This window comes from Microbacterium sp., from assembly GCF_035277845.1.
Classification (GTDB): domain Bacteria; phylum Actinomycetota; class Actinomycetes; order Actinomycetales; family Microbacteriaceae; genus Microbacterium.
This window is the reverse complement of record NZ_DATEJS010000142.1, coordinates 1-22,210: the sequence shown is the minus strand read 5'-3', so window position 1 is coordinate 22,210 and position 22,210 is coordinate 1. Positions and strand designations below refer to the sequence as shown.

Sequence of the window (22,210 nt, the reverse complement as noted above, 5' to 3'; positions counted from 1 at the left end):
ACCCTAACGGCGGTGGCCCGGCTCCCGGCGGGCGGAGCGGCCCATCGTGGGCAGGGCGAGGGTCTCCCGCAGGAAGGCGTGGATCGTGGCATGCAGCGCCGCGGTCGCCGCGTTGTCGATCGATCCGGCATGGCCGCCGTCGGCCGGCTCCAGGTAGTGCACCTCGGCATCCGTCTCGGACTCGAGCCGGGCCGCCATCTTGCGGGCCTGCACCGGGCCGACACGGTCGTCGCTCGTGGCGGCGTAGATGAGGGAGGGCGGGTACGCGGCATCCGGATCGACCAGGTGGTACGGCGAGAACGTGCGCACGAACTCCCAGTCCTCCGGCACGTCCGGGTCGCCGTACTCCGCGATCCAGCTGGCCCCGGCCGACAGCCGGGTGTAGCGGCGCATGTCCAGCAGCGGCACCCCGCACACGATCGCCCCGAAGTCGTCGGGGTACTGCGTGAGCATGTTGCCGACGAGCAGGCCGCCGTTGGACCGGCCGTGGCATCCGATCCGCGCGGGCGTCGAGACTCCGCGCGCGACGAGGTGCCGGGCGACCGCCACGAAGTCCTCGTACGCGCGGTGCCGGTGCTCGCGCAGCGCGGCCAGGTGCCAGGCCGGCCCGAATTCGCCGCCGCCGCGGATGTTCGCGACGACGAACACGCCGCCCTCCTCGAGCCATGCCGGTCCGACGATCGCGGGATACTCCGGCGTGAGCGCGTGCTCGAACCCGCCGTAGCCGCTCATCAGCACCGGCAGGACCCCGTCCCGCACCCGCGGGCCGACCTCGAAGTACGGCACCCGGGTGCCGTCGGCCGAGACCGCCCAGTGCTGGGATGCCGCGAGGCCGGTGGTGTCGAACGACGCCGGGGCGGATGCCACCACCTGCGCATCGGGGGTCGCTGCGTCGGTGACGATCAGCGTCGCGGGGGTGAGGAACCCGCGAGCCACCACCCACAGCTCGTCGTCCTCGTCGGCGTCCCGGGTGGCGACGTCGATCGAGTAGACGTCGGTATCCGGCAGGTCGAGATCGAGCGGGGTCGCCGCCCAGCCCTCGGCCGGGTCGAGCGCGACGAGCCGCGACTGCACGTCGTCGAGCACGGTCAGCACAAGGCGGTTCTTCGTCCAGGTCCAGGTGCTGAGCACGCGGGTGGCGGTCGGCTCGAACACCGGCGTCAGGGCGCGCCCCGCGTGCACGTCGGCGAGCGTGCCGACCAGCAGCGTTCCGCCCGCAACCGGGGCGCCGCCGATCACCGCGTCGGTCGTCGCCCGCACCGCGATGAGTCCGCCGTGCGGCGACACGTGGGCATCCTGGGGCAGGTCGAGCACCTGCGGGACGGCCGCCGGATCGGTGGCATCCCAGACGTGGTTCTCGAAGTGGAAGAAGTCGTGCGCCACTTCGACCACGGCGGTCGCGCCGCCGCCGGTGTGGTCCACCGCGGGGAAGACCCCCACGTCGGAGGCCACGCCTTCGACGACCACGGGGGCATCGCGCAGCGGCGTGCCACGCCGCCAGACGCGTGCCGAGATCGGGTATCCGGAGTCCGTGGTGCCGCCGCCGTCGAGCGCGGATGCCACCAGCAGCGTGTCCCGGTCGATCCAGGCGACACGGGACTTCTGCACGTCGAGGGCGAACGGGGTGTCGGTGACGAAGGCCGCGGCATCCAGATCGAACTCGCGGACGACGTGCGCGTCGCCGCCGTCCGGGCTGAGGTTCACGAGCGCCCGCCCGCACCCGGCCGGGCCGTGCACCGTCCCGGCGAAGCTCCACTCGACGCCTTCGGCCGCACCGAGCGCGTCGACGTCGAGCAGCACCTGCCACTGCGGCGCGCCGGCGCGCATCGCCGCCCGGGGCGTTCGGCGCCACAGTCCGCGCGGATGCTCGGCATCCCGCCAGAAGTTGTACATCCAGTCGCCGCGGCGCGACGGCACCACGAGCCGGCGCGGATCGTCCAGGATGCCGCGCAGACGCCGTTCGAGGTCTCCGCGCCAGGTCGACGCGAACCGCGTCTCGGTGGCGGTGGTGCGCTCGGCCGCCCAGGCGAGAGCCTCGGGCCCGTGGATCTCCTCGAGCCACAGGTAGGGGTCGGTGGGTTCTTCGGCGAGCGGGGATGCGGGCGCGGCGCTGGGCTGAGTCACGCCCGCCAGCCTACGAGCAGCAATGCTGCCGCGGCGATGCCCCAGACCGCGTAGGCCGCGAGCGCCAGCATCAGCAGCCATTCCCGCACCGACCCGGCGTGGCCGAGCACGGGAACGGCCAGGTACCCGTTGTGCTTCCACATCGCCCGCAGCACGGGAACCTCGGCGAGCAGCGCCGGCGGCCGCGGGTTCAGCGGCCACAGCAGCGGCACGCCCTCGATGGTGAGCGCGTCGCCGACGAGGTGCACGCCGAACCCGAGTCCGATGCACAACGGCAGCCAGCCGAACTGCTCCGGCGCCCAGAGCAGGATGCCGCCCGCGACGACAGCGCCGAGGATCCAGGCGAGCAGCCACGAGCGGACGAGGGTGAGCACCTTGAGGGCGAAGGCGGTGCACGCCATCACGGCGAGCGCCGAGCCGATCTGCAGGCTGTGGTCCCATCCGGTCGGCGTCCAGCGGAGCATCCCCAGCCCGAACGCGGCCGCGAGGGTGCCGGCGACGGCCAGGAGCGAATGCATGCCGTGCCGGTGCCCGCCGGAGACCGTCTCGACGGCGTCCGCCACCGCCGGGCCGAGCACCGGAACCGAGTGCGCGATGGTGGCGTTGTGGTGGTCGGCATCCGGCAGCAGCGCGGCGCCCGCGCACACCGCTGCGCCCACCAGCACCGCGCCCGGCGTCAGCGGGTACAGCCCGAGGGCGGGGACCGCGGTGGCGGTGACCGCGATCCATGCGGCGGCGCCGCTGATCGCGTGGGAGGTGCCCATCATGAGCTGTCGGCCCTTCGTCGAGTGCTCGTACCGCGCGACTCGGGCACAGGTTCAGCCGGTCCAGCATGCCGGGTCGCGACGGTGGGGTCAAAGCGAGCGCCGGTTCTGTCATGCTCGGGGTATGTCCACCATCTCCGCGGCCCCGGTCCGCTGACGCCGCCATGAGACTCGTCCAGATCGCGCAGCACGCCGCGGATCTCGACCGTGCGGCGTCGTTCTACCGGTCCCTGCTCGGCCGGGAGCCGAGCGCGGTCTACGACCCGCCCGGGCTGCTCTTCTTCGACCTCGACGGCGTCCGCCTGCTGCTCGACCGCAACGCCCCGAGCGCGCTCGTCTACCTGCACGTCGATGACGTGCGCGCCGCACTGCAGCGGCTCGCGGGTCTCTTCGAGGTGGTCTCCGAGCCGCACGTGATCTTCCACCACGACGACGACACGCTCGGGCCTGCCGGGCACGACGAGTGGCAGGCGTTCATCCGCGACAGCGAGGGCAACACGGTCGGTCTGGTGTCGTTCCAGCGGACGTAGGCGTATCACCGCCCGGCACTGCCGGCTCCTCTCCGTGACCCGCATCCAGCGGGCGGCGCCCACGGCGCCCACACCATCGGGGGGACCATTCGTCATGCTCAGCAACAGCCTCATCGCGATCATCGCGAGGATCGATCCGGCGATCTGGGAGATCGTCGACGGCGGACCGGGAGCGCCCTGGCAGCGCGCAAGCCTCGCCGCACTCAACCCGCAGCCGCTGCCGCCCGTCGACGGCGGCGCGCGGTTCGGCGCGGAGCGCCGCGCCATGCGCTACGGCGCGGGGGTCGCCGTGGAACTCGTGCGTGCCGCATCCACGGCCCAGCTGCTCGGCGTCGCCTTCGAGCCGGGCGACGACATCTGCCCGCCGCCGCGCAAATTCCCGCACATCCCCGTGCCGTTCCCCTTCCCCGACCCCGACCCGCACCCGTGGTACCAGGGAGACGAGTCGATCGTCGCGTACGCCGCCGGCCTCGCGTTCACGCTCGAAGCCACCGCGCAGGCGTGGGAGCAGCTGCGCGCCGCCGACGCCCTGACGGCGGTCCACGACCAGGCGATGAAGACGGCGATGGGCGGGCAGACCCGCGCCGCGTAGAGCCGGGGTGCGCCCGGAGGGTCCTACGCTGGAAGCATGAGCGCCTACGTCTCGGCGTTCGAGCTGTTCTCCATCGGCGTAGGACCCTCGAGCTCCCACACCGTCGGTCCCATGCGCGCTGCGGCGGACTTCGTCGCGCGCCTGCGGGATGCCGGCATCATCTCCACCGTCGCCCGCGTCGAGGGCACCCTGTACGGGTCGCTCGGCGCCACCGGGCTCGGCCACGGCACGCCCGACGCCGTCGTCGCGGGCCTGCAGGGTCTCGCACCCGAGACGTGCGACCCGGCCGACGTGCGTCGCGCCTGGCAGGCCTGGCCGGACGGCGATCCGCTGATCCTCGGGGGTACGCACCCGGTGCCGTTCGCGAAGGACGACATCGCGTTCGCCCCGCGCACGCGCCTGCCCGGCCATCCGAACGCCATGTCGCTGGTCGCGAAGGATGCCGCCGGCATCCCGCTCATCGCCGAGACCTACTACTCGATCGGCGGCGGCTTCATCCGTCGCGAGGGCGAGCAGGCGCAGGTGGCGAAGCATCCGTTCCCGCTGCAGTTCGACAGCGCCGCAGAGCTGCTCGAGCTGTGCGACGAGCAAGGGCTGACGATCGCCGAAGCCGCGCGCCGCAACGAGGAGTCGCTGCGCAGCGAGGAGGAGGTCGCGGCGGGCCTCGACCGCATCTGGGACGCCATGTCCACCTGCGTCGAGGCCGGACTCCACACCGACGGCACCCTGCCCGGCATCCTGAAGGTGAAGCGGCGCGCGTCCGTGATCCGCACGCAGCTGGAGGGCGTCGAATCGCACGGGCACCGTGAGCTCCCCGGCGAATGGCTGGGCGCGTTCGCGCTCGCCGTCAACGAGGAGAACGCCGCGGGCGGGCGCGTGGTCACGGCGCCCACGAACGGCGCTGCCGGCATCCTTCCCGCGGTCGCGATGTACTGGTGGCGCTTCCTCGCCGACTCCGGGCTCGGCGTCGGCAACGCGGTCACCCCCCACGGCGAGCTGGTCGGATCGGCGCTTCTCGGGTTCGGGGCGGAGCGATCGCTCGTCGCCGTCGGTGCGATCGACGACCCCGACGAGCTCGCCGAGGCCAATCGCCGCCGGGGCATCCGGCGCTTCCTGCTGACCGCGACCGCGCTCGGCTCGCTGTTCAAGGCGAACGCGTCGATCTCCGGCGCCGAAGGCGGATGCCAGGCCGAGGTCGGCTCGGCCTGCGCCATGGCCGCCGGCGGCCTCACCGCCGTGATGGGCGGCACCAACCGGCAGATCGAGAACGCCGCCGAGATCGCGATGGAGCACCACCTCGGCCTCACGTGCGACCCGGTCGGCGGTCTCGTGCAGATCCCGTGCATCGAGCGCAACGCGATCGCGGCATCCACCGCGGTCACCGCAGCGCGCCTCGCCCTGCGCGGCGACGGCTCGCACTACGTGCCGCTGGATGCCGTCGTGGAGACCATGCGCCAGACCGGCATCGACATGTCGACGAAGTACAAGGAGACGAGCGAAGGCGGCCTCGCCGTCAACGTCATCGAGTGCTGACCGCGACCGCCGTCTCAGCCCGCCCCCTCCCTGTCACCGCGAACCCTCACCCAAGTGCGCGAACCCTCACCCAAGTGCGCGAACCCTCACCGAAATAGCGCTCTGCCGCATATTCCGGTGAGGGTTCGCGTAATCCGGTGAGGGTTCGCGGTGGGGTGGATGCTGCGTCCTCACGCCGCGGCGGCGTTCACGGCCGGCTGGATGCGGATCACCACCGACTTCGACGCCGGGGTGTTGCTGACCTCCGCCGTCGCCCCCAGCGGCACGAGCGGATTCGCTTCGGGGAAGTAGGCGGCCGCGCACCCCCGGGCGGTCGGGTACGCCACGAGCCGGAATCCGCGCACGACGCGATCGACGCCGTCGCTGAACTCGCTGTGCACGTCGACCCGGTCGCCGTCCTGCAGACCGAGCTCGGCGATGTCGAGCGGGTTCACGAAGACGACGTCCCGGCCCTGCTTCACCCCGCGGTAGCGGTCGTTCAGGCTGTAGATCGTCGTGTTGAACTGGTCGTGCGCGCGCACCGTCTGCAGCAGCAAGCGCCCTTCGGGGCACTCCACGACCTTGAGTTCGTTGACGCTGAACATGGCCTTGCCGGTCGGGGTCGGGAACGTGCGCGAATCGCGCGGCCCGTGCGGCAGCACGAATCCGCCCTTGGCACGGATCTTGCGGTTGTAGTCGTCGCATCCGGCGCACACGTGGGCGATGTGCTCGCGGATGAGGTCGTAGTCGCCCTCGAAGCCGGCCCAGTCGACGTCGACTTTGTCGCCCAGGGTCGCGCGGGCGAGCCTGCTGACGATCGCGACCTCCGAGAGCAGGCCGGGCGCCACCGGGTCGACCTTGCCCCAGGACGGATGCACCGCGCACACGGTGTCTTCGACGGAGACGAACTGCTCACCGCTCGCCTGCAGGTCGATCTCGGTGCGGCCCATGGTCGGCAGGATCAGGGCCTCGCGGCCGACCACGGTGTGCGACCGGTTGAGCTTGGTCGAGATCTGGACGGTGAGTTCGGCTTTGCGCATCGCCTCCTCGGCGGCGTGGGTGTCGGACACGGCCGAGACCAGGTTGCCGCCGAGCCCGATCCACACCTTGAGGCGCCCGTCGATGAGGGCGCGGATGCCGTCCACGCTGTCGACGCCGTTCTCCCGGGGCGGGTCGAAGCCGAACTCCGCCTGCAGCTTGTCGAGGAAGGCGGGGGGCATCTTCTCCCAGATGCCCATCGTCCGGTCTCCCTGCACGTTGCTGTGCCCGCGGATCGGCGACGCGCCGGCGCCCGGGCGGCCGATGTTCCCGCGCAGGAACAGCAGGTTCATGATGTCCTTGATCGTGGCGACCGCGCGCTTGTGCTGCGTCAGGCCCATCGCCCACGTGATGATCACGCGATCGGCGCGCATGTACCGATCGGCCAGCCCGCCGATCTCTCCGGCGGTCAGCCCGGTGGCCCGCAGCGCCTCCACGTCGTCGAGCGACCGCACGTGCGCGGCGTACTCCTCGAAGCCCGCGCAGTACCGGTCGATGAAGTCGTGGTCGAGCACCGTGCCCGGGTTCGCCTCCTCGGCCTCCAGCACCCTCTTGGCGACCGCCTGCATGAGGGCCTGGTCGCCGGCGAGGCGGATCTGCAGGTACTCGTCGGCGAGGCCGGTGCCCTTGCCGACCCAGCCGCTCACCTTCTGCGGGTTCTTGTACCGCATGAGACCCGCCTCCGGCAGCGGGTTCACCGCGACGATCGATGCGCCGGCCTTCTTCGCCTCCTCGAGGGCGGTCAGCATCCGCGGGTGGTTCGTGCCCGGGTTCTGACCCATGATGATGATGAGGTCGGCCTTGGCGAAGTCGTCGTACGTGACCGTGCACTTGCCCACGCCGATCACCTCGCCGAGGGCCGCTCCCGTGGACTCGTGGCACATGTTCGAGCAGTCGGGCAGGTTGTTGGTGCCGAATGCCCGGGCGAACAGCTGGTACTCGAATGCCGCCTCGTTCGAGGTGCGGCCGCTCGTGTAGAACGCGGCCTGATCGGGGGAGTCGAGCGACCGCAGCTTCTCGGACACGAGGCGGAAGGCCTCGTCCCATCCGATCGGCGTGTAGACGTCGCTGTCGGCGGCCTTGTACACGGGCTCGACCAGGCGGCCCTGCATCCCGAGCCAGTACTCGGTCTTCTCCAGCAGCACCGGGATCGGATGCTCCGCCCAGAACTCGCTCGCGATCGTGATCGGCGTCGCCTCCCAGGTGACGGCCTTCGCCCCGTTCTCGCAGAACTCCGCGACCTTGCGATGATCGGGGTCCGGCCAGGCGCAGCTCATGCAGTCGAACCCGTCTTTGTGGTTCATCGACGTGAGCAGCTTCGCCGCCCGCCCCACACCCATCTCCCGCGCCGCCGGACCGACGGAATGCAGGATGCCGGGTATGCCGGCGGCCCACGTCTTCGGCTGGGCGATCCGGATGTCCTCCTGGTCGTCGATCTTCCGTTCCCTGCTGATCGGCTCACTCGACATGGCGCACTTCCTCCGCACACTCACCGTGGCTGCTTTCAGGCATACGCCGGAGTGGGCGCGGATACAACCCCGGGATTCCTGGGTGCTCTGACCTGCGGATTTCGCGCCCACCGGGTCGCAACGGATGCACCATGGAGGAGGAGGGGTCTGATCGAAGAAGGTTCATCATGCAGTTCGCAGTATCGATGTTCCCCCCACTGGCCCTCGGCTTCTTCGGCCTCGGCACCGGCTACCTCATCTACGGCCCGCAAGAGCTGTTCGGGTGGCCCGCGCGAGACGAGCGGGTCGACCGTGCCACGGGCATCTGGGGCATCTGGTTGCCGGGATTCTGTCAGTTCGTGACCGGAATCATCCTGTTCATCGGCCTGACCTGGTTCCAGGTCTTCAAAGGAGCACCGCTCTACATGGCCGCGCTCGCCTTCTCGGCGTACGGCATCCACTGGTTCGCGATCGGCTACAACCGGTACCGCGGCAACGACCCGCGACCGAACGCCGGGATGTCCGTCGCGTTCTTCATCATCTCCGTCGTGGGGCTGGTGGTGTTCTTCGTCGCCGGCGACTGGCCGGTCGGCCTGCTGTTCCTGGGACTGGCGCTCATCTACCTCTCGGACTTCTTCGCCTCGATCGGGATGACGTTCGGCGAGCGCGCCCTCGGCTTCTGGCACATCGTCACCGGGGTGTGGCTCATGTACCTGATGGTCGCGGTCGCGTTCGACTTCTCCCTCGGCTGGAAGCTGACGGTCTGACCCCGGGTCGCTCGTCGCCGATCCTCCGGATCGACGTATCAGGGATGCCATGGCGCGCTCCTCTTGGCGAGAGGAGTGCACCATGGAACCCCAGAACGAGAGTGTGCCCACCACAACCGACACCGCACCGGCATCCGAGCCGCTGCCGGGCTACGAGAGCACGGCCGACGAGCCCGAGCACCCGGGAGCGTTCCAGCGCTGGTACGACCACGTCACCGACGACTGGTCGCGCGAGAAGCCGTGGTACGAGCTGCCGAAGGTACTCGGGCTCGCCCAGCTGATCGGCATCCGCGACACGTTGCGGCAGCACAACCTGTACGATACGAGCCGCCTGCCCGCGGTGAACCCGACCACGGCACCGCCGTTCGAGGAGCGCTTCCTCACCGAGCGCACCCCCGACGGCAGCTGGAACGACCTCGAGCATCCCGAGATGGGTATGGCGAACACGCGTTTCGGCCGCAACGTCCCGCTCGAGGACACGAAACGCGACGACGACCGCATGCTGACGCCCAACCCGCGCGAGATCAGCCTCAAGCTCATGACCCGCGACACGCTCAACGCGGCGACGGCCGGCAACGCGATCATCGCGTCCTGGCTGCAGTTCATGATCCACGACTGGTTCCGGCACGGCACGAGTCCCACCGACCACCCGTGGGTGATGCCGCCCGTGGAGGGCGACACGTGGCCCGATCCGCCGGTGCAGGTGATGCGGGTGCCGGACGACCCGACGTCCCCGCCGGATGCCACGGGCCCGCGCACGTTCGTCAACACCAACACGCACTGGTGGGACGGCTCCTCGATCTACGGCAACGACCTCGCCTCGCAGAGGTTCCTGCGCGAGGGCGCAGGCGGTCGGATGCGGCTCGTCGACGGTCTGCCGCCGATCCCGGACGACCCGGCGGCGGACCCCACCCGCGTGCCCGGCTTCTGGCTCGGGCTCGGGATGATGCAGGCGCTGTTCACGCACGAGCACAACGCCGTCGCCGACCACCTCGCCGCCGCCCACCCGGAGTTCGACGACGAGACGCTGTTCCAGAAGGCCCGGCTCGTCGTGTGCGCGCTCATCGCCAAGATCCACACGGTCGAGTGGACGCCGGCGGTGACCGCGCATCCCACCGCGGCCGAGGCACTGCACGTGAACTGGTACGGGCTCGTGGGGGAGAAGCTGCACGACTTCGTGGCGGCGTTCTCGAAGAACGAGGCCATCCGGGGCATTCCGGGCACCGACACGGAGGACTACGGCGTGCCGTACGCGCTCACCGAGGAATTCGTCGCCGTCTACCGGATGCATCCGCTCGTGCCGGACGACTACGACTTCCGGGCCGCCGCCGACGATTCGCCCACGATCGGCGCGAAGCAGTTCACGGAGCTGACCGGCCCGCACGCCGTGCCGATCCTGCGCACCGTGTCGCTGACCGACCTGCTGTACACGTTCGGAACGATGAACCCGGGGCTCGTGACGCTGCACAACTTCCCGCGCGGACTGCAGATGTACACGCGTCCCGACGGCAAGATCATGGACATGGCGGCGCTCGACATCACGCGCTGCCGCGAGCTCGGCGTTCCCCGCTACTGCGAGTTCCGGCGCCTGCTGCACCTGACCGTGCCGGAGACGTTCGACCAGGTCACCGGCAACAAGCAGTGGGCAGCGGAGATGGCCGAGGTCTACGACGGCAGGATCGAGGACCTCGACCTGATCCCGGGCGTCATGTCCGAGGACCTCCCCGAGGGGTTCGCGTTCAGCGACACGGCGTTCCGGATCTTCGTGCTGATGGCGTCGCGTCGGCTGAACAGCGACCGCTTCTTCACCGACGCGTTCACCGATGACGTCTACACCCCGGAGGGGATGGCCTGGGTGCGCGACAACACGATGGCCACCGTGCTCGCGCGCAACTGCCCCGGACTGGCACCGTACGTCGCCGAGCTGCCCAACGCGTTCGGCATCTGGAAGCGGGCGGGGGCGTAGGGGCGACGCGCCTCAGCAGTCGGGGTCGCGCGGGCAGCGCAGCTTGGCGGTGAGCTCCTGCAGGGTCTCGAGCTCACCGTCGTCGAGCACCGCCATCCGCTCCGCGATCGCGCGTCCGTGCACGGCCGCGATGGTGCGGAAGCGGCGTGCCCCCTCGTCGGTCGCCCGCACGAGGGCGCCGCGCCCGTCGTCGGGGTCGGCGCACTTGTCGATGAGGCCGGATGCGACCATGCGGTCGATGAGGCGCGACACGCTCGGCTGGCTGATCAGCATGTTCGCCGTGACGTCACGCAGCCGTGCCGTCATGCCGGGGGCGCGCACGACGGTGAGCAGCACGTCGTACTCCGCCTGCGACAGGACGCCGGTGTCGAAATCCGCCGAGATCTCCGCGAGCACCTCGTGCTGCGCGCGGAAGAGGCTCTCCCACGCGTCGATGGCGAGGCGACGGTCGGTCATGTCCTCACCCTACCGGGCGCGTTCATAGGGTGGACCCATGAGGAACTGGCGCACGGCCGTGATCGCGGTGCTGACCGCGGCGGCGATCATCGGCGCGGGAGCGCCTCCCGCGACCGCTGCCACGACGACCGCATCCGGCGCGATGGCGGCATCCGTTTCCGGGGTGCCGGCGGTGCGCGCGGTGCCCGGCGGCGTCGACGACTTCCGTTTCGAGAGCCTGGCGGTCGACTACACGCTCGGCCGGGAGCGCGACGGCACGAGCACGCTGAGGGTCGTCGAGACCTTCGTCGCCGACTTCCCCGACAGCGACCAGAACCACGGCATGCGCCGCGCCATCCCCGACGCGAATCACGGCCAGCCGCTTCGGCCCCACCTGGTGTCGATCACCGACGGCGCGGGCGACCCGCGGCCGGCGAGCGTCGCCACCGCGCACGGCAGCTACACGATGACGTCGCGTTCGCCGGGGTACCTGCACGGTCGGCAGACCTTCGTGTTCACGTACACGCTCGTGCATGTGACCCGGACCTTCGCCGACACCGGCGACGACGAGTTCTACTGGGACGTCAACGGCGTCGACTGGCCTCAGCAGTTCGGCAGCGTCACGGCGACGGTCCACGTGGCGGGGGATGCGGCATCCGCCCGCAACGGCAGGCAGAGCTGCTACATCGGGCCGCAGGGCAGCACGCGGCGGTGCGCGATCACCGACGACGGGGGCGTGCTCGAGGCCTCCGTGGGTCCGGTGCCCCCGCGCCAGACGATGACGATCGCGATCGGTTTCCGGAAGGGCACCTTCGTTCCGTTCGACACGTCGCCGTTCGCGTCGCCGTGGGGTTGGCTCACGCTCGTCGCCGCGCTTCTCGGCCTCGTCGGGGCGGCGCTCGCCGTCCGCACCCGCCGGCGCCTGCTGCGGGATGCCCCGGGACGGGGGACGATCATCCCGGAGTACACCCCGCCGCCCGGTGTCGACGGGCTCGAGGGTGCGCTGCTGCTGGCGAAGCAGCAGAAGGCCGTGCCGGCGGAGATCCTCGAGCAGGCGATCGGCGGCAGCATCCGGCTCGTCGAGACCGGCCGGTCGCTCACCGGGAAGCCGAAGCTCGCCGCCCAGCTCGTCGACGGGTCTCGGGCGGATGCGGACGGGCAGCTGGTGCTCGGGGCCCTCTTCGAACGCGGCCCCGAATTCGAGTTCGGCAAGCCCGACAAGCGCTTCGCGAGCCGGGCGTCGTCCATCACGTCGAGCATCACGAAGGACCTGCGTGCCCGCGGCTATTTCGCCCCGGTGCCCCGCACGGCCCGAGCCTGGCCGATCGTGCTCGGCGTGCTCGGCGTGGCCGGCGCCGTCGGATCGTTCGTGGCGGCGACGGCGTCGTTCGTCGCACCGTGGCCGCTGGGTTACGCGCTTCTCGTGTCGGTCGCGGCGGTCGTCGCGATCGCGGCGCTGCTGTCGCACCGCCCGCTCACCGCCCGGGGCGTGCAGGCCAAGGAGCACCTCGCGGGGCTGCGCATGTTCATCGAATGGGCCGAGGAAGACCGCATCCGGATGCTGCAGTCGCCGCAGGGCGCCGAGCGGGCGCCGGTGGATGCCGCCGACCCGCGGCAGATGCTGAGGCTGTACGAGACGCTGCTGCCGTACGCGGTCGTGTTCGGCCAGGAGAAGCAGTGGGCGAAGCAGCTGGCCGTCTACAGTGCTGCGGCCGGTGTCGCGCCGGTCTGGTACTCCGGCCTGAACGGCGGGGCGTTCGATGCGGACGCGTTCAGTGCGGGAGTCGTGGCCCTGTCCGCGGCCGCGATGAGCTCGTCGTCGACGGGCGGTGCCGGGGGCGGGGGATCCGCCGGGGGCGGCGGCGGAGGCGGGGGCGGCGGCGGAGTGTGACCCGTCGGCGGACCTGCCCGGAGACGCAGCATGGGCCGGTCGGAGAGGCTTCCGACCGGCCCAACCCTGCACCAGGAGTAGTCCTGCAATCACATTTCGGAGACCGCCACAGCATTCGGTCGCCGTGTGATCACTCTATAACGAAACGGTAACGAGCGGTAGTGGGGAGGGGCATCCTTTCGACCCTCATCCCGGCGTCATAGCTCGCGTTCAGACTCCTGCGCGCCGACGTCGCGGCTGTGCGGGTCGCGGCATCCGGATGGGTATCCTGCCCTGGTGACGACGCCGATCATCCTCGACTGCGACCCCGGCCATGACGATGTCTTCGCGATCTGGCTGGCGGCGGCGCACCCGCAGATCGACCTGCGCGCGATCACGACGGTCGGCGGAAACGGGCTGCTCGAGCACACCACCTTCAACGCGCGCGTCGCCTGCACCGTCGCGGGGGTGTCCGGCATCCCGATCGCGGCGGGGGCGGCGCATCCGCTGGCGGGACCCCTGCACCCTGCGGACTGGATCCACGGCCCGAATGCCCTCGGCGGCCCCGTGCTGCCGGAGCCGACCGTGCCCCTCGACGACCGCACCGCGCAGCAGTTGATGCGCGACGTCATCGATGCCGCGGACGAGGCCGTGACCATCGTCGCGACCGGGCCGCTGACGAACGTCGCGCTGCTGCTGCGCGATGCACCGGAGACGGTCGCGCGCATCTCCCGCATCGTCTGGATGGGCGGTTCGACCTCTCGCGGCAACGTCACGCCGTACGCCGAGTTCAACGCATGGGCCGACCCGGAGGCCATCGCGATCGTGCTCGCGAGCGGGGTGCCGTTCACGATGGTGGGCCTGAACATCACGCACCAGGCGCTCATCACCGCCGAGGTGCGCGAGCGCATCTCGGCGACCGGCACCCGCACGGGCGCGTTCGGCCGGGAGCTCCTCGAGTTCTTCTGCTCGACGTACGAGAAGGCGGAGGGGATGCCCGACGGTCCGCTGCACGACCCGATCACCATCGCGATGCTCGCCGACCCGGCCGTCGCGACCACCGTGCTCACCCGCCTCGACGTGGAGCTCTCCGGCACCGAGACGCGCGGCGCCACGAGCGTCGACCTGCTCGAGCGGCTCGACCGGCCCCACAACGCGACGGTGGCCCTGGACCTCGACGTCCCGCGCTTCTGGGCGCTGATCGAGGATGCCGTGCGGGCGCTCGCGTGACCTCCGCCGGGTAGTCTTCCTGGCGTGACCACGCCTGACCCGCACGAGCCCCTCAGCCACGAAGCGCGCGAGGTCGCCACGTCGTTCGGGGCGGATGCCGACCGCTACGACCGGGCCCGCCTGCACTATCCGCAGGCGCTCGTCGACGCCGTCCGGCGCACCACCTACGGGCGCAAGGTGCTCGACGTCGGCATCGGCACCGGGATCGCCGCCCAGCCTTTCGCGGACCTCGGCTACCTCATCACGGGCGTCGAGCCCGACCCGCAGATGGCGGCGATCGCGCGGCGGCGCGGCTTCACGATCGAGGACGGCCGGTTCGAGGACTGGGACCCCGCCGGCCGCTGGTTCGACCTCGTGATCGCCGGGCAGTCCTGGCACTGGATCGACCCCGTCGCCGGCGCGGACAAGGCGGCGGATGCCACCCGTCCTGCGGGACGCATCGTCGTGTTCTGGAACATCGCCGAACCGCCCCGTGCGCTGGCCGAGCAGTTCGCCGACGTGTATCGCTCCGCGGACACCGGGCTGCCGTTCACGCCGTTCGCCGCCCCCGCGCTCGACGCGTACACGGCGATCTTCGAGCGCACCGAGCAGGGCTTCGCGGCATCCGGCCGCTACACCGACCCGCAGCGCTGGCGGTTCGACTGGACCACCGAGGTCGACACCGAACGGTGGCTGGACATGGTGCCGACGTTCGGCGGGTTCAGCCGGATGCCGGAGCAGGCGCAGGCCGACGTGCTCGCCGGTGTCCGCGACGCGACGGATGCCGCGGGTGGACGGTTCACCCTGTCGGTCGCGACGGTCGCGATCACCGCGCTCGCGCGCAGCTGAGCGCAGCGGTGGTGAACGGGTCGGCGCAGGCGAGTTCGACGCCGGCGGCGAAGCGGCGCACTGTGCCGTCCGTGCCGACGATCAGGCCCGACCGCAGCGGCGCGTCCGTCACCCACGACAGGTCGGTGCCGGCGACGACCGCGATGGTCGCCCAGGCATCCGCATCCGTCAGTCCGTCGGCCACCGTCGTCGCGCTCAACACTTCGACCGCCTTCCGGCCCGTGCGCGGGTCGGTGATGTGGGCGCCGCGCTCGGCGATGCCCGAGGTGGCGACGGCGCCGTCGCGCAGCTCGACGGTCGCGAGGATCGATCCCGGATGCCGTGGATCGGCGATGCCGATCCGCCACGCGTGGTCGGATTCCGGTGCGGTGAACGCCTGGATGTCTCCGCCAGCGTTGAGGCCCACGGCCATCACGCCGTCGAGCTCGGTGAGGCTCGCCAGGTGGGCGCGCGCCGCCCGCTCGGTCGCCCAGCCCTTCACGTAGCCGGTGGGGTCGAACCAGCCGTCGCGCCAGCCGGAGAACCGTCCGCCGCTGCTGAGCGCCAGGTCGCGGCACGCCATCTCTATCTCGGCCAGGCGGGGGTCGAGATGACCCAGCCGGGTGTGCCCGTCGCGCAGCCGGCTGACGTCCGAGTCCGCACGGAACGGGGAGAAGACGCGCTCGACGTCCGCGAGGTCGGCGAAGGCCCGGTCGATCGCGGCGTCGACGTCGGCGGGCAGCCGCCCCCGGTCGGGGGCGCCGATCACGTGCACGCTGAAGACGGTGCCCATGAGATGCGCGATGCGCGAGTAGCGGATGCCGGAGCTCATGGCCGTGTGCTCACTTCGCCTGGTCGAGCGCGGACTGCAGCGACTGGATGTAACCCTCCGACGTGTACGTGGCGCCGGAGATCATGTCGATGTTCGAGGAACTGGCCTGCGTCGTCTCCGCGACGAGCATCGGGATGGCCTGAGCGTTGATCTCCTGGTCTCGCGGTGAGCCCTGCGGATACTGCGGGGCGCTGGCGGAGGTGATCTTGCCACCGGACACCGTGATCTGCACCTCCACCGGTCCGTACTGGGTGTCCACGGCCTGGCCGGTGTAGGTGCCGTCCTTGAGCCCGGACTTCGGCTTCGCCGTCGGCTTGGGCGTGGATGCCGAGCTGCTCGGCCCCGATGCGGAGGGCGTGCTCGCAGGGGTGCCGCCGGTCGATGCCGTGGCTCCGCCGGCAGGGGTGGTTGCCGCGGTGGGAATCGACTGGTCGAGCGAGGTCCGGTAGCTGAACAGCAACACCAGTCCGGAGACTGTCGCCAGGATGGCGATGACGATCTTCTTCATGGTTTCTCCAGGTCAGATCTCGAACGATTCGTGGTGGATGTGGGTGGGTGCGACGCCGGCGCCCTGCACGTCCGCCATCAGCACGTCCATCCACGGGGTGGGCCCGCACAGGTACACATCGACATCGCCGAGTTCGCCGGCGACGTACCGCAGCAGGTCTGCACCGTTCCATTCGCCGTGGGATGCCGGCAGCCAGGTCGAGCCGGTGCGTGCGCGCGGACCGTCCAGGGCGTAGTGCACGAGGCCCCGGCGCTGCACCAGCCGGGCGATCGCGTTCGAGCGCAGTGCATCGTGGGTCGCATGGTCGCGGGTGATGAGGATCGCTTCACCCGGAGCGTACCGCTCGCCCTCGAGCAGGGCCACCAGCGGGGCGACGCCGGCACCGGCGCCGATCATCAGCAGTCGATGCGCTCGGCGCCGCTCGCCGGTCATGTCGCCGTACGGTCCTTCGAACATCACCCGGGTGCCACGGCGCAGGGCGGTGAGGCGGGAGGTGCCGTCACCGACCAGCCGCGCCGAGATCACGAGTTCGTCGCCGTTCGGCGCCGCCGACAGCGAGAACGGGTTGCCACGCGTCCAGCCCGGTCCATCGAGGAACCGCCACACGAAGTACTGACCCGGGGCGGCCCGGAGGCGGTGCAGTGCCCGGCCGGTCATCCTCACGGTGACGCCCTTCGCGCCGTCACGCTGGACGGAGGCGACCCGCACGGTGTGCCGCGCCGAGCGGACGAGCGGGACGATCACCCGGTAGACGATCACGGCGGCCGCCGTGATCGCCCACAGCGTCCACCAGTAGACGGTCGCCGTCGGGGAGGAGAGGAAGTCCGCGCCCGTCCAGAGCATGTGCGGGATGGCGAGGCCCGCACCGAGATACCCGTACAGGTGCAGAAGATGCCAGGACTCGTACCGCAGCTTCGCGCGGGTGCGTCGGATCGAGGTGACGACCACGAGGATCAGCAGCGCGGTCCCCGCGGTGGCGAGCAACATCCCGGGGTAGTCCCAGATCAGCTGCCACAGCTGCACGAGCGGATTGAGGCCGACCGCGGATGCGTAGCCCAGCGTGATGAGGAGCAGGTGCGCGACGAGCAGCCAGAACGACCAGAGGCCGACGATGCGGTGCATCCGGGTGATCGCCCCTCGACCGAAGCCGCGCTCGAACACGGGCACGCGAGCCATCAGCAGCACCTGGTACAGCAGCAGGTTCGCGGACACGAGGCCGGTGATCCGACCGAGGGTGTCGAGGGTGTCGGCATTCAGCCGGAACACGGTCTGGATGCCGCCGCCGTGCACCCACAGTGCGACTACGAACAGGCTCGTGAGCCAGATGACCGTGATGGCGACGACGTTCCAGGACTGCGTCGTGGAACGTGCACCGGCAGCGGCAGGTGTGGTCGCGACCGCGGGCGGCCGCGTGGTCGTCCCGCGGCGTGAGCGCAACGGGTCGGCGGAGGAGGTCATGTACCGATGGTGGGGCGATGAAGCCAAGACAGGACTGAGAATGCGGCTCGCGGGCCGGTGTTCATAGGATTCACATCGGATATCCGGGTTGGGCCGACGGTCGGGGTCCAGGTGTGGCAGGATTGCCGCACCTGAGTCTGAAACGGGGTTTCACAATGGCGCGAAAGTCTTCAGCTCGTACGACGGATGCCGGTCCCGAGGATGGTGTCGTCGACGCCCCGGTGGCCGCCGAGGCATCCGCGGTGCAGGCATCCACCGTGCAAGCAGCCGCCTCGTCGGCTGCCGATCCGGCAGTGCCCGATGCCGTTCCCGTGGTCAAGCCGGCCGTCCGTGCGGCCAGAGCGACCAAGCGGGTTCCGGTGAAGCCCGTGTCGGTGAAACCCGCGGCCAAGGCGGTTGCGAAGCCGGCGCCGCGTCGGCGGACGGCGAATGCGCGTCGGGCCAAGAAGACGGGCGAGCAGCACGCCCTGCACAACATGTCGGAGATCCGGCACTACTTCCGCACCAGCGAGCAGCCGGTGTTCTTCGTGGGGGCGACCGCGTTCAATCTGCTGGGTCTGGACCGTTGGGTGCGGGGGTTCTCGTACGTCGTGTACTACGACTCGTGGGAGCGGTCGCACCCGCGGGTGTTCAGCCCGATCGACAAGCCGTACATCGAGTTCGAGTCGGGCGAGGAGATCAACAACTGGCTGCTGCGCAATCCGGAGGTGCGTGCGCACATCGCGCGGCGCACCCCTCCGGGGATCCGCCCGCAGATCGCCATGGTGTTCTTCGACAAGGAGACGGAGGAGATCTGCGAGGAGCTCGGCTACGACCTGATCCTGCCGTCGGCGGAGTTGCGGGAGCGTCTGGACTCGAAGATCGTGACCACGCAGCTGGGCGACTCGGTCGGGGTGGCGAGCGTGCCGAACGTGCTGACCACGGTGGAGTCGTGGGCGGATGTCGTCGCGGTCGCGAAGAAGGCGAAGCTCGGCACGGATCTGGTGCTGCAGACCGCGTACGGCGACTCCGGCAAGACGACGTTCTTCGTGACGAGCGAGGAGGAGTTCGCGAAGATCGCCGGGGAGGTGACCGGGGTCGAGATCAAGATCATGAAGCGGATCAACAACCGTCCGATCGCGGTGGAGGCGGTGCTGACCCGGCACGGCACCGTGGTGGGTCCGTGCATGACCGAGATCACCGGCCACAAGGCGCTCACGCCGTATCGCGGTGGCTGGGCGGGCAACGAGATGTTCCCGGACGTGCTGGACGACGCGACACGCAAGAAGGCGACCGACCTGGTGGAGCGGCTCGGGGGTGCGCTCGGCAAGGAGGGGTACCGGGGGTTCTTCGAGGTAGACGTGCTCGTGGACACCGACACCGGCGAGGCGTACCTGGGCGAGCTGAATCCGCGCATCTCGGGGGCGTCCGCGACGACGAACGTGACGGCGGGGGCGTACGCGGACGTGCCGTTGTTCGTGTTCCACCTGCTGGAGTACTCGGGGGTCGACTTCGATCTGGATGTCGCGGAGATCAACGCGCGCTGGGAGGAGCTGGCGAGCGAAGACGAGTGGTCGACCATGATCATCAAGCACACGCTGCCGTCGGTCGAGCTCATCAACGCGGCTCCGCCGACGGGCCGCTACGTCATCAACCACGACGGTGCGCTGGTGTTCTCCAACGGGGAGTCGGACTGGCATCAGATCAACAACGAGGGGGAGGCGTTCTTCCTGCGGGTCTACGGGCCGGGGGATTACCGGTGGAAGGGGGCCGACCTCGGTATCCTGGTCACCAAGGGGCGACTGCAGACTCCGGGCAACAGGCTCACGATCCGCGCGACGCACTTCATCGACTCCATCCGAGGGATGTATGCCGCAACGCCCCTGGAGAGCCCGGCATCCCAGCCCACGCCATCGGCCGCGAAAGGCTCCTGACCCGAGGACGACGACGCGTGCGTGGGCGCGCGAACAGCAGTAGAGATGTATACGACGAGTGAGATCGATGTGATCGGCGGCAAAGCTTCCCGGCCTGCCGGGCCGCCTCTGGACCAGTGGCAGACCGCCGGCTACCTGGCCTGGTCGATGCAGAACATCGCCAGCTTCCTGCCGGTGCACCCCATCGCGCGCGGTGTGCGCGCGACGGCGTTCGGGCAGGCGCCGCAGGACCTGTCGGCGCTCTCGGTGCCGCGCCCGTGGACGGGGGAGGCCCGCACCTTCGCCGAGGTGATGGCGGCCACCGACACCGACGGCGTCATCGTCACGAAGGACGGCGTGATCGTCTCGGAGTCGTACAGCGAGCCGTTCTCGCCGCAGAGCGTGCATCTGCTGATGTCGGTGAGCAAGTCGCTGACCACCGCGACGGCCGGCATCCTCGAGGGCACCGGGGAACTCGACCCGTCCGTTCTGGTCACCGACTACGTTCCCGCGCTCGCCGGGTCCGGCTACGTGGGCGCCAGCGTGCAGCACCTCATGGACATGCGCACCGGAATCCACTTCTCGGAGGACTACCTCGACGACGCCGCCGAGGTGCGCCTGCTCGAGGAGGCCATCGACTGGGCGCCGCGCCGGCACGAGGGCGTTCCACTCACCCTGCTCGGCTTCCTCGCGTCACTGCGCGCCGACGGACCCCACGGCGGCCGGTTCGACTACAAATCGTGCGAGACGGACACCCTCGGCTTCGTGCTCGAAGGGGCCACCGGCATCAATGCGGCCGACGTGATGGCCACGCGCCTGTGGCAGCCGATGGGCGCCGAGTTCGACGCGCACGTCGGGGTCGACCGCGTCGGCGCGCCCATGCTCGACGGCGGCGTCTCGGCGTCGCTGCGCGACCTCGCCCGGTTCGGATCGCTGTTCCTGCGCGACGGATACGCCCTCGACGGCGTGCCCGTGCTGCCCGGCTGGTGGGTCGCCGACACCACGATGGGCGCGTTCGACTCGCGCGCCGCGTTCGCCAACGCCCCGGAGCCCACGCTCATGGACGGCGGCATGTACCGCAACGGATTCTGGTTCCCGCGCGCCGGCTCGGACGTGTTCCTCGCGCTCGGCATCCACGGGCAGATGATCTACATCAACCGCGCCGCCCGCGTCGTCGCCGCCAAGGTGTCGACCTGGCCGACGCCGCAGGACGGCGACAAGCTGCTGTCGACCATCGCCGCGTTCGACGCGGCAGCTCTCGCGCTGAGCTGACACTCGCGGTCCACGTCGAGAAGGCCGGTCCCGCTGAACGGGGGCCGGCCTTTCGCATCGTCTGGCGTCGGAGAGTTCGGGATGTTACCTTTTGAACGTGTTCGAAAATGAAGAACCGGAATCGACGGCAGCCATCCTGACGCCGAAGGCTGCGCGGACGCGGGCCGGCATCCGCGACGCCGCCCTGCGCTCGTTCCGCGAGAACGGGTTCGATGCCACGACGATGCGCAAAGTCGCAGCGGACGCCGGCGTCTCGATCGGCAACGCGTACTACTACTTCCCGACGAAGACGCACCTCGTGCAGGAGCTCTACGTCGAGGTGCAGGAGGCGCACCGCGCCGCGGCGCTGCCGCTGCTCGCGGGCGAGGCCGATCTGGTCGAGCGGCTCGGGATCGTGTTCCGCACCGGCCTCGAGCAGCTGCGCTCGTTCCATGCCTATGCGCCGGGGTTCCTCACCGTGATGATCGCGCCGGAGTCGCCGCTGAACCCCCTGTCGTCGGAGTCCGGGCCCGCGCGCGACATCACGGTCGGCCTCTTCCGCGAGGCCGTCGACGGTGCGAAGAACCCGCTGCCGCCGGAATTCGCGACGCGGATGCCGCACGCCCTCTGGCTCGGCTACCTGCTGCTCGGCCTGTACTGGAGCTACGACCGCTCCGCCGGGCAGAAGCGCACGGGCACGCTGCTCGATCAGTCTCTCAAGCTGCTGAAGCTGGGGCTGCCGCTGACGCGGATGCCCCTCGTGCGCGGCCCGCTGCGCAGCCTGCTGGACCTCGTCACGCAGGTGGGGGAGTGACGGACGCGGTGGCCGGGCGCCGGAGCATCTGAGCGACCCGCCGGTCGCGCGGCGGCGCGCCGTTCAGATCCTCCGACGGCAGGCGAGGACACGGATGCCCCGTCCGCGGACGCGGCGGGTGCAGCCGGATCCGCTGGCGCCGGTCAGCGACGGTGGGCGCGGTAGTAGGCGAGGAGAGCCTGGGTGGAGGCATCCTGCGCGGCGGCGGCATCCGCATCGCCCTCGATCGCCGGGGCGATCTGCAGGGCGAGCTGCTTGCCGAGCTCGACGCCCCACTGGTCGAACGAGTTGATGCCCCACACGACGCCCTGCGTGAAGGTGATGTGCTCGTAGAGGGCGATCAGCTCGCCCAGCACGCGCGGGGTGAGGGCG

At 70.5% G+C, this 22,210-nt stretch carries 18 protein-coding genes and 1 pseudogene; 11 read left to right on the top strand and 8 right to left on the bottom strand.

The annotated features are described in order from the left end of the window. Positions 1-3 precede the first annotated feature (3 nt). Both VJR25_RS06090 and VJR25_RS06085 read right to left on the bottom strand, forming a co-directional pair. Positions 4-2,124, bottom strand: coding sequence for a prolyl oligopeptidase family serine peptidase (locus VJR25_RS06090; protein WP_324113591.1), 2,121 nt, complete (start codon positions 2,122-2,124; stop codon positions 4-6). Continuing rightward, the gene (locus tag VJR25_RS06085) at positions 2,121-2,891 is read right to left on the bottom strand and encodes a metal-dependent hydrolase (protein WP_324113589.1); all 771 of its coding nucleotides are present in this window, start codon (positions 2,889-2,891) and stop codon (positions 2,121-2,123) included. The genes VJR25_RS06090 and VJR25_RS06085 overlap by 4 nt, the downstream gene beginning before the upstream one ends. A 161-nt stretch (positions 2,892-3,052) precedes the next feature. On the opposite strand from VJR25_RS06085, the gene VJR25_RS06080 reads away from it, so the two are divergent. The 3 genes from VJR25_RS06080 (at position 3,053) to VJR25_RS06070 (ending at position 5,543) form a co-directional block, all read left to right on the top strand. Then, positions 3,053-3,418, top strand: coding sequence for a methylmalonyl-CoA epimerase (locus VJR25_RS06080; protein ID WP_324113587.1), 366 nt, complete (start codon positions 3,053-3,055; stop codon positions 3,416-3,418). Positions 3,419-3,512: 94 nt separating this feature from the next. Then, complete coding sequence (locus VJR25_RS06075; protein WP_324113585.1) at positions 3,513-4,010, top strand: hypothetical protein; 498 nt, start codon at positions 3,513-3,515, stop codon at positions 4,008-4,010. 36 nt (positions 4,011-4,046) lie between these two features. Further along, complete coding sequence (locus VJR25_RS06070) at positions 4,047-5,543, top strand: L-serine ammonia-lyase, iron-sulfur-dependent, subunit alpha (protein ID WP_324113583.1); 1,497 nt, start codon at positions 4,047-4,049, stop codon at positions 5,541-5,543. Between the two features lie 170 nt (positions 5,544-5,713). On the opposite strand, the gene VJR25_RS06065 is transcribed toward VJR25_RS06070, so the two are convergent. Then, on the bottom strand, positions 5,714-8,029 hold the full coding sequence (locus VJR25_RS06065; RefSeq protein WP_324113581.1) for an FdhF/YdeP family oxidoreductase: 2,316 nt from the start codon (positions 8,027-8,029) through the stop codon (positions 5,714-5,716). A gap of 167 nt (positions 8,030-8,196) precedes the next feature. Here VJR25_RS06065 and VJR25_RS06060 point away from each other — a divergent pair, with 167 nt between their 5' ends. Both VJR25_RS06060 and VJR25_RS06055 read left to right on the top strand, forming a co-directional pair. Next, positions 8,197-8,775 carry a hypothetical protein gene (locus VJR25_RS06060; RefSeq protein ID WP_324113579.1) on the top strand — a complete coding sequence of 193 codons (579 nt, stop codon included), beginning with the start codon at positions 8,197-8,199 and terminating at the stop codon, positions 8,773-8,775. 103 nt (positions 8,776-8,878) lie between these two features. Further along, on the top strand, positions 8,879-10,741 hold the full coding sequence (locus tag VJR25_RS06055) for a peroxidase family protein (protein WP_324113577.1): 1,863 nt from the start codon (positions 8,879-8,881) through the stop codon (positions 10,739-10,741). 12 nt (positions 10,742-10,753) lie between these two features. Here VJR25_RS06055 and VJR25_RS06050 read toward each other — a convergent pair whose 3' ends face one another. Further along, the gene (locus tag VJR25_RS06050) at positions 10,754-11,197 is read right to left on the bottom strand and encodes a MarR family winged helix-turn-helix transcriptional regulator (protein WP_324113575.1); all 444 of its coding nucleotides are present in this window, start codon (positions 11,195-11,197) and stop codon (positions 10,754-10,756) included. Between the two features lie 37 nt (positions 11,198-11,234). Here VJR25_RS06050 and VJR25_RS06045 point away from each other — a divergent pair, with 37 nt between their 5' ends. From VJR25_RS06045 to VJR25_RS06035, 3 genes are all read left to right on the top strand, one after another. Further along, positions 11,235-13,067, top strand: coding sequence for a DUF2207 domain-containing protein (locus VJR25_RS06045; protein WP_324113573.1), 1,833 nt, complete (start codon positions 11,235-11,237; stop codon positions 13,065-13,067). Between the two features lie 276 nt (positions 13,068-13,343). Continuing rightward, on the top strand, positions 13,344-14,276 hold the full coding sequence (locus VJR25_RS06040) for a nucleoside hydrolase (RefSeq protein ID WP_324113571.1): 933 nt from the start codon (positions 13,344-13,346) through the stop codon (positions 14,274-14,276). 24 nt (positions 14,277-14,300) lie between these two features. Further along, positions 14,301-15,104: a class I SAM-dependent methyltransferase gene (locus VJR25_RS06035; protein WP_324113569.1), complete on the top strand. Its 804-nt coding sequence runs from the start codon at positions 14,301-14,303 to the stop codon at positions 15,102-15,104. Here the strand turns inward: VJR25_RS06035 and VJR25_RS06030 are convergent. The 3 genes from VJR25_RS06030 to VJR25_RS06020 are packed head-to-tail and all read right to left on the bottom strand — an operon-like array spanning position 15,082 to position 17,881. Beyond that, entirely contained in the window at positions 15,082-15,915 is an 834-nt protein-coding gene (locus VJR25_RS06030) for an FAD:protein FMN transferase (protein ID WP_324113567.1), read from the bottom strand. The two genes, VJR25_RS06035 and VJR25_RS06030, sit on opposite strands and share 23 nt — an antisense overlap. Positions 15,916-15,925: 10 nt before the next feature. Continuing rightward, entirely contained in the window at positions 15,926-16,423 is a 498-nt protein-coding gene (locus VJR25_RS06025; RefSeq protein ID WP_324113565.1) for an FMN-binding protein, read from the bottom strand. A gap of 12 nt (positions 16,424-16,435) precedes the next feature. Then, positions 16,436-17,881, bottom strand: a complete 1,446-nt coding sequence (locus tag VJR25_RS06020; protein WP_324113563.1) for a ferredoxin reductase family protein — start codon at positions 17,879-17,881, stop codon at positions 16,436-16,438. A gap of 155 nt (positions 17,882-18,036) precedes the next feature. Between VJR25_RS06020 and VJR25_RS06015 the strand changes: the two genes are divergently transcribed. From VJR25_RS06015 to VJR25_RS06005, 3 genes are all read left to right on the top strand, one after another. Beyond that, positions 18,037-19,794 (top strand): biotin carboxylase, encoded by a 1,758-nt coding sequence (locus tag VJR25_RS06015; protein ID WP_324113561.1) that lies wholly within the window; start codon positions 18,037-18,039, stop codon positions 19,792-19,794. A 45-nt stretch (positions 19,795-19,839) separates the two neighbouring features. Further along, the gene (locus VJR25_RS06010) at positions 19,840-21,045 is read left to right on the top strand and encodes a serine hydrolase (RefSeq protein ID WP_324113559.1); all 1,206 of its coding nucleotides are present in this window, start codon (positions 19,840-19,842) and stop codon (positions 21,043-21,045) included. Between the two features lie 97 nt (positions 21,046-21,142). Continuing rightward, positions 21,143-21,838 carry a TetR/AcrR family transcriptional regulator gene (locus VJR25_RS06005; protein ID WP_324113557.1) on the top strand — a complete coding sequence of 232 codons (696 nt, stop codon included), beginning with the start codon at positions 21,143-21,145 and terminating at the stop codon, positions 21,836-21,838. A 143-nt stretch (positions 21,839-21,981) separates the two neighbouring features. Here VJR25_RS06005 and VJR25_RS06000 read toward each other — a convergent pair. Beyond that, positions 21,982-22,210 (bottom strand): annotated as a pseudogene (locus VJR25_RS06000) (glucose-6-phosphate isomerase); the annotation flags it as partial.

What these genes read in the sequence shown, in the direction of transcription:
- VJR25_RS06085 (WP_324113589.1), bottom strand. Translation starts at nt 2,891, where the DNA reads ATGATGGGCACCTCCCACGCGATCAGCGGCGCCGCCGCATGGATCGCG.
- VJR25_RS06080 (WP_324113587.1), top strand. Translation starts at nt 3,053, where the DNA reads ATGAGACTCGTCCAGATCGCGCAGCACGCCGCGGATCTCGACCGTGCG.
- VJR25_RS06075 (WP_324113585.1), top strand. Translation starts at nt 3,513, where the DNA reads ATGCTCAGCAACAGCCTCATCGCGATCATCGCGAGGATCGATCCGGCG.
- VJR25_RS06070 (WP_324113583.1), top strand. Translation starts at nt 4,047, where the DNA reads ATGAGCGCCTACGTCTCGGCGTTCGAGCTGTTCTCCATCGGCGTAGGA.
- VJR25_RS06065 (WP_324113581.1), bottom strand. Translation starts at nt 8,029, where the DNA reads ATGTCGAGTGAGCCGATCAGCAGGGAACGGAAGATCGACGACCAGGAG.
- VJR25_RS06060 (WP_324113579.1), top strand. Translation starts at nt 8,197, where the DNA reads ATGCAGTTCGCAGTATCGATGTTCCCCCCACTGGCCCTCGGCTTCTTC.
- VJR25_RS06050 (WP_324113575.1), bottom strand. Translation starts at nt 11,197, where the DNA reads ATGACCGACCGTCGCCTCGCCATCGACGCGTGGGAGAGCCTCTTCCGC.
- VJR25_RS06045 (WP_324113573.1), top strand. Translation starts at nt 11,235, where the DNA reads ATGAGGAACTGGCGCACGGCCGTGATCGCGGTGCTGACCGCGGCGGCG.
- VJR25_RS06030 (WP_324113567.1), bottom strand. Translation starts at nt 15,915, where the DNA reads ATGAGCTCCGGCATCCGCTACTCGCGCATCGCGCATCTCATGGGCACC.
- VJR25_RS06025 (WP_324113565.1), bottom strand. Translation starts at nt 16,423, where the DNA reads ATGAAGAAGATCGTCATCGCCATCCTGGCGACAGTCTCCGGACTGGTG.
- VJR25_RS06020 (WP_324113563.1), bottom strand. Translation starts at nt 17,881, where the DNA reads ATGACCTCCTCCGCCGACCCGTTGCGCTCACGCCGCGGGACGACCACG.
- VJR25_RS06015 (WP_324113561.1), top strand. Translation starts at nt 18,037, where the DNA reads ATGGCGCGAAAGTCTTCAGCTCGTACGACGGATGCCGGTCCCGAGGAT.
- VJR25_RS06010 (WP_324113559.1), top strand. Translation starts at nt 19,840, where the DNA reads ATGTATACGACGAGTGAGATCGATGTGATCGGCGGCAAAGCTTCCCGG.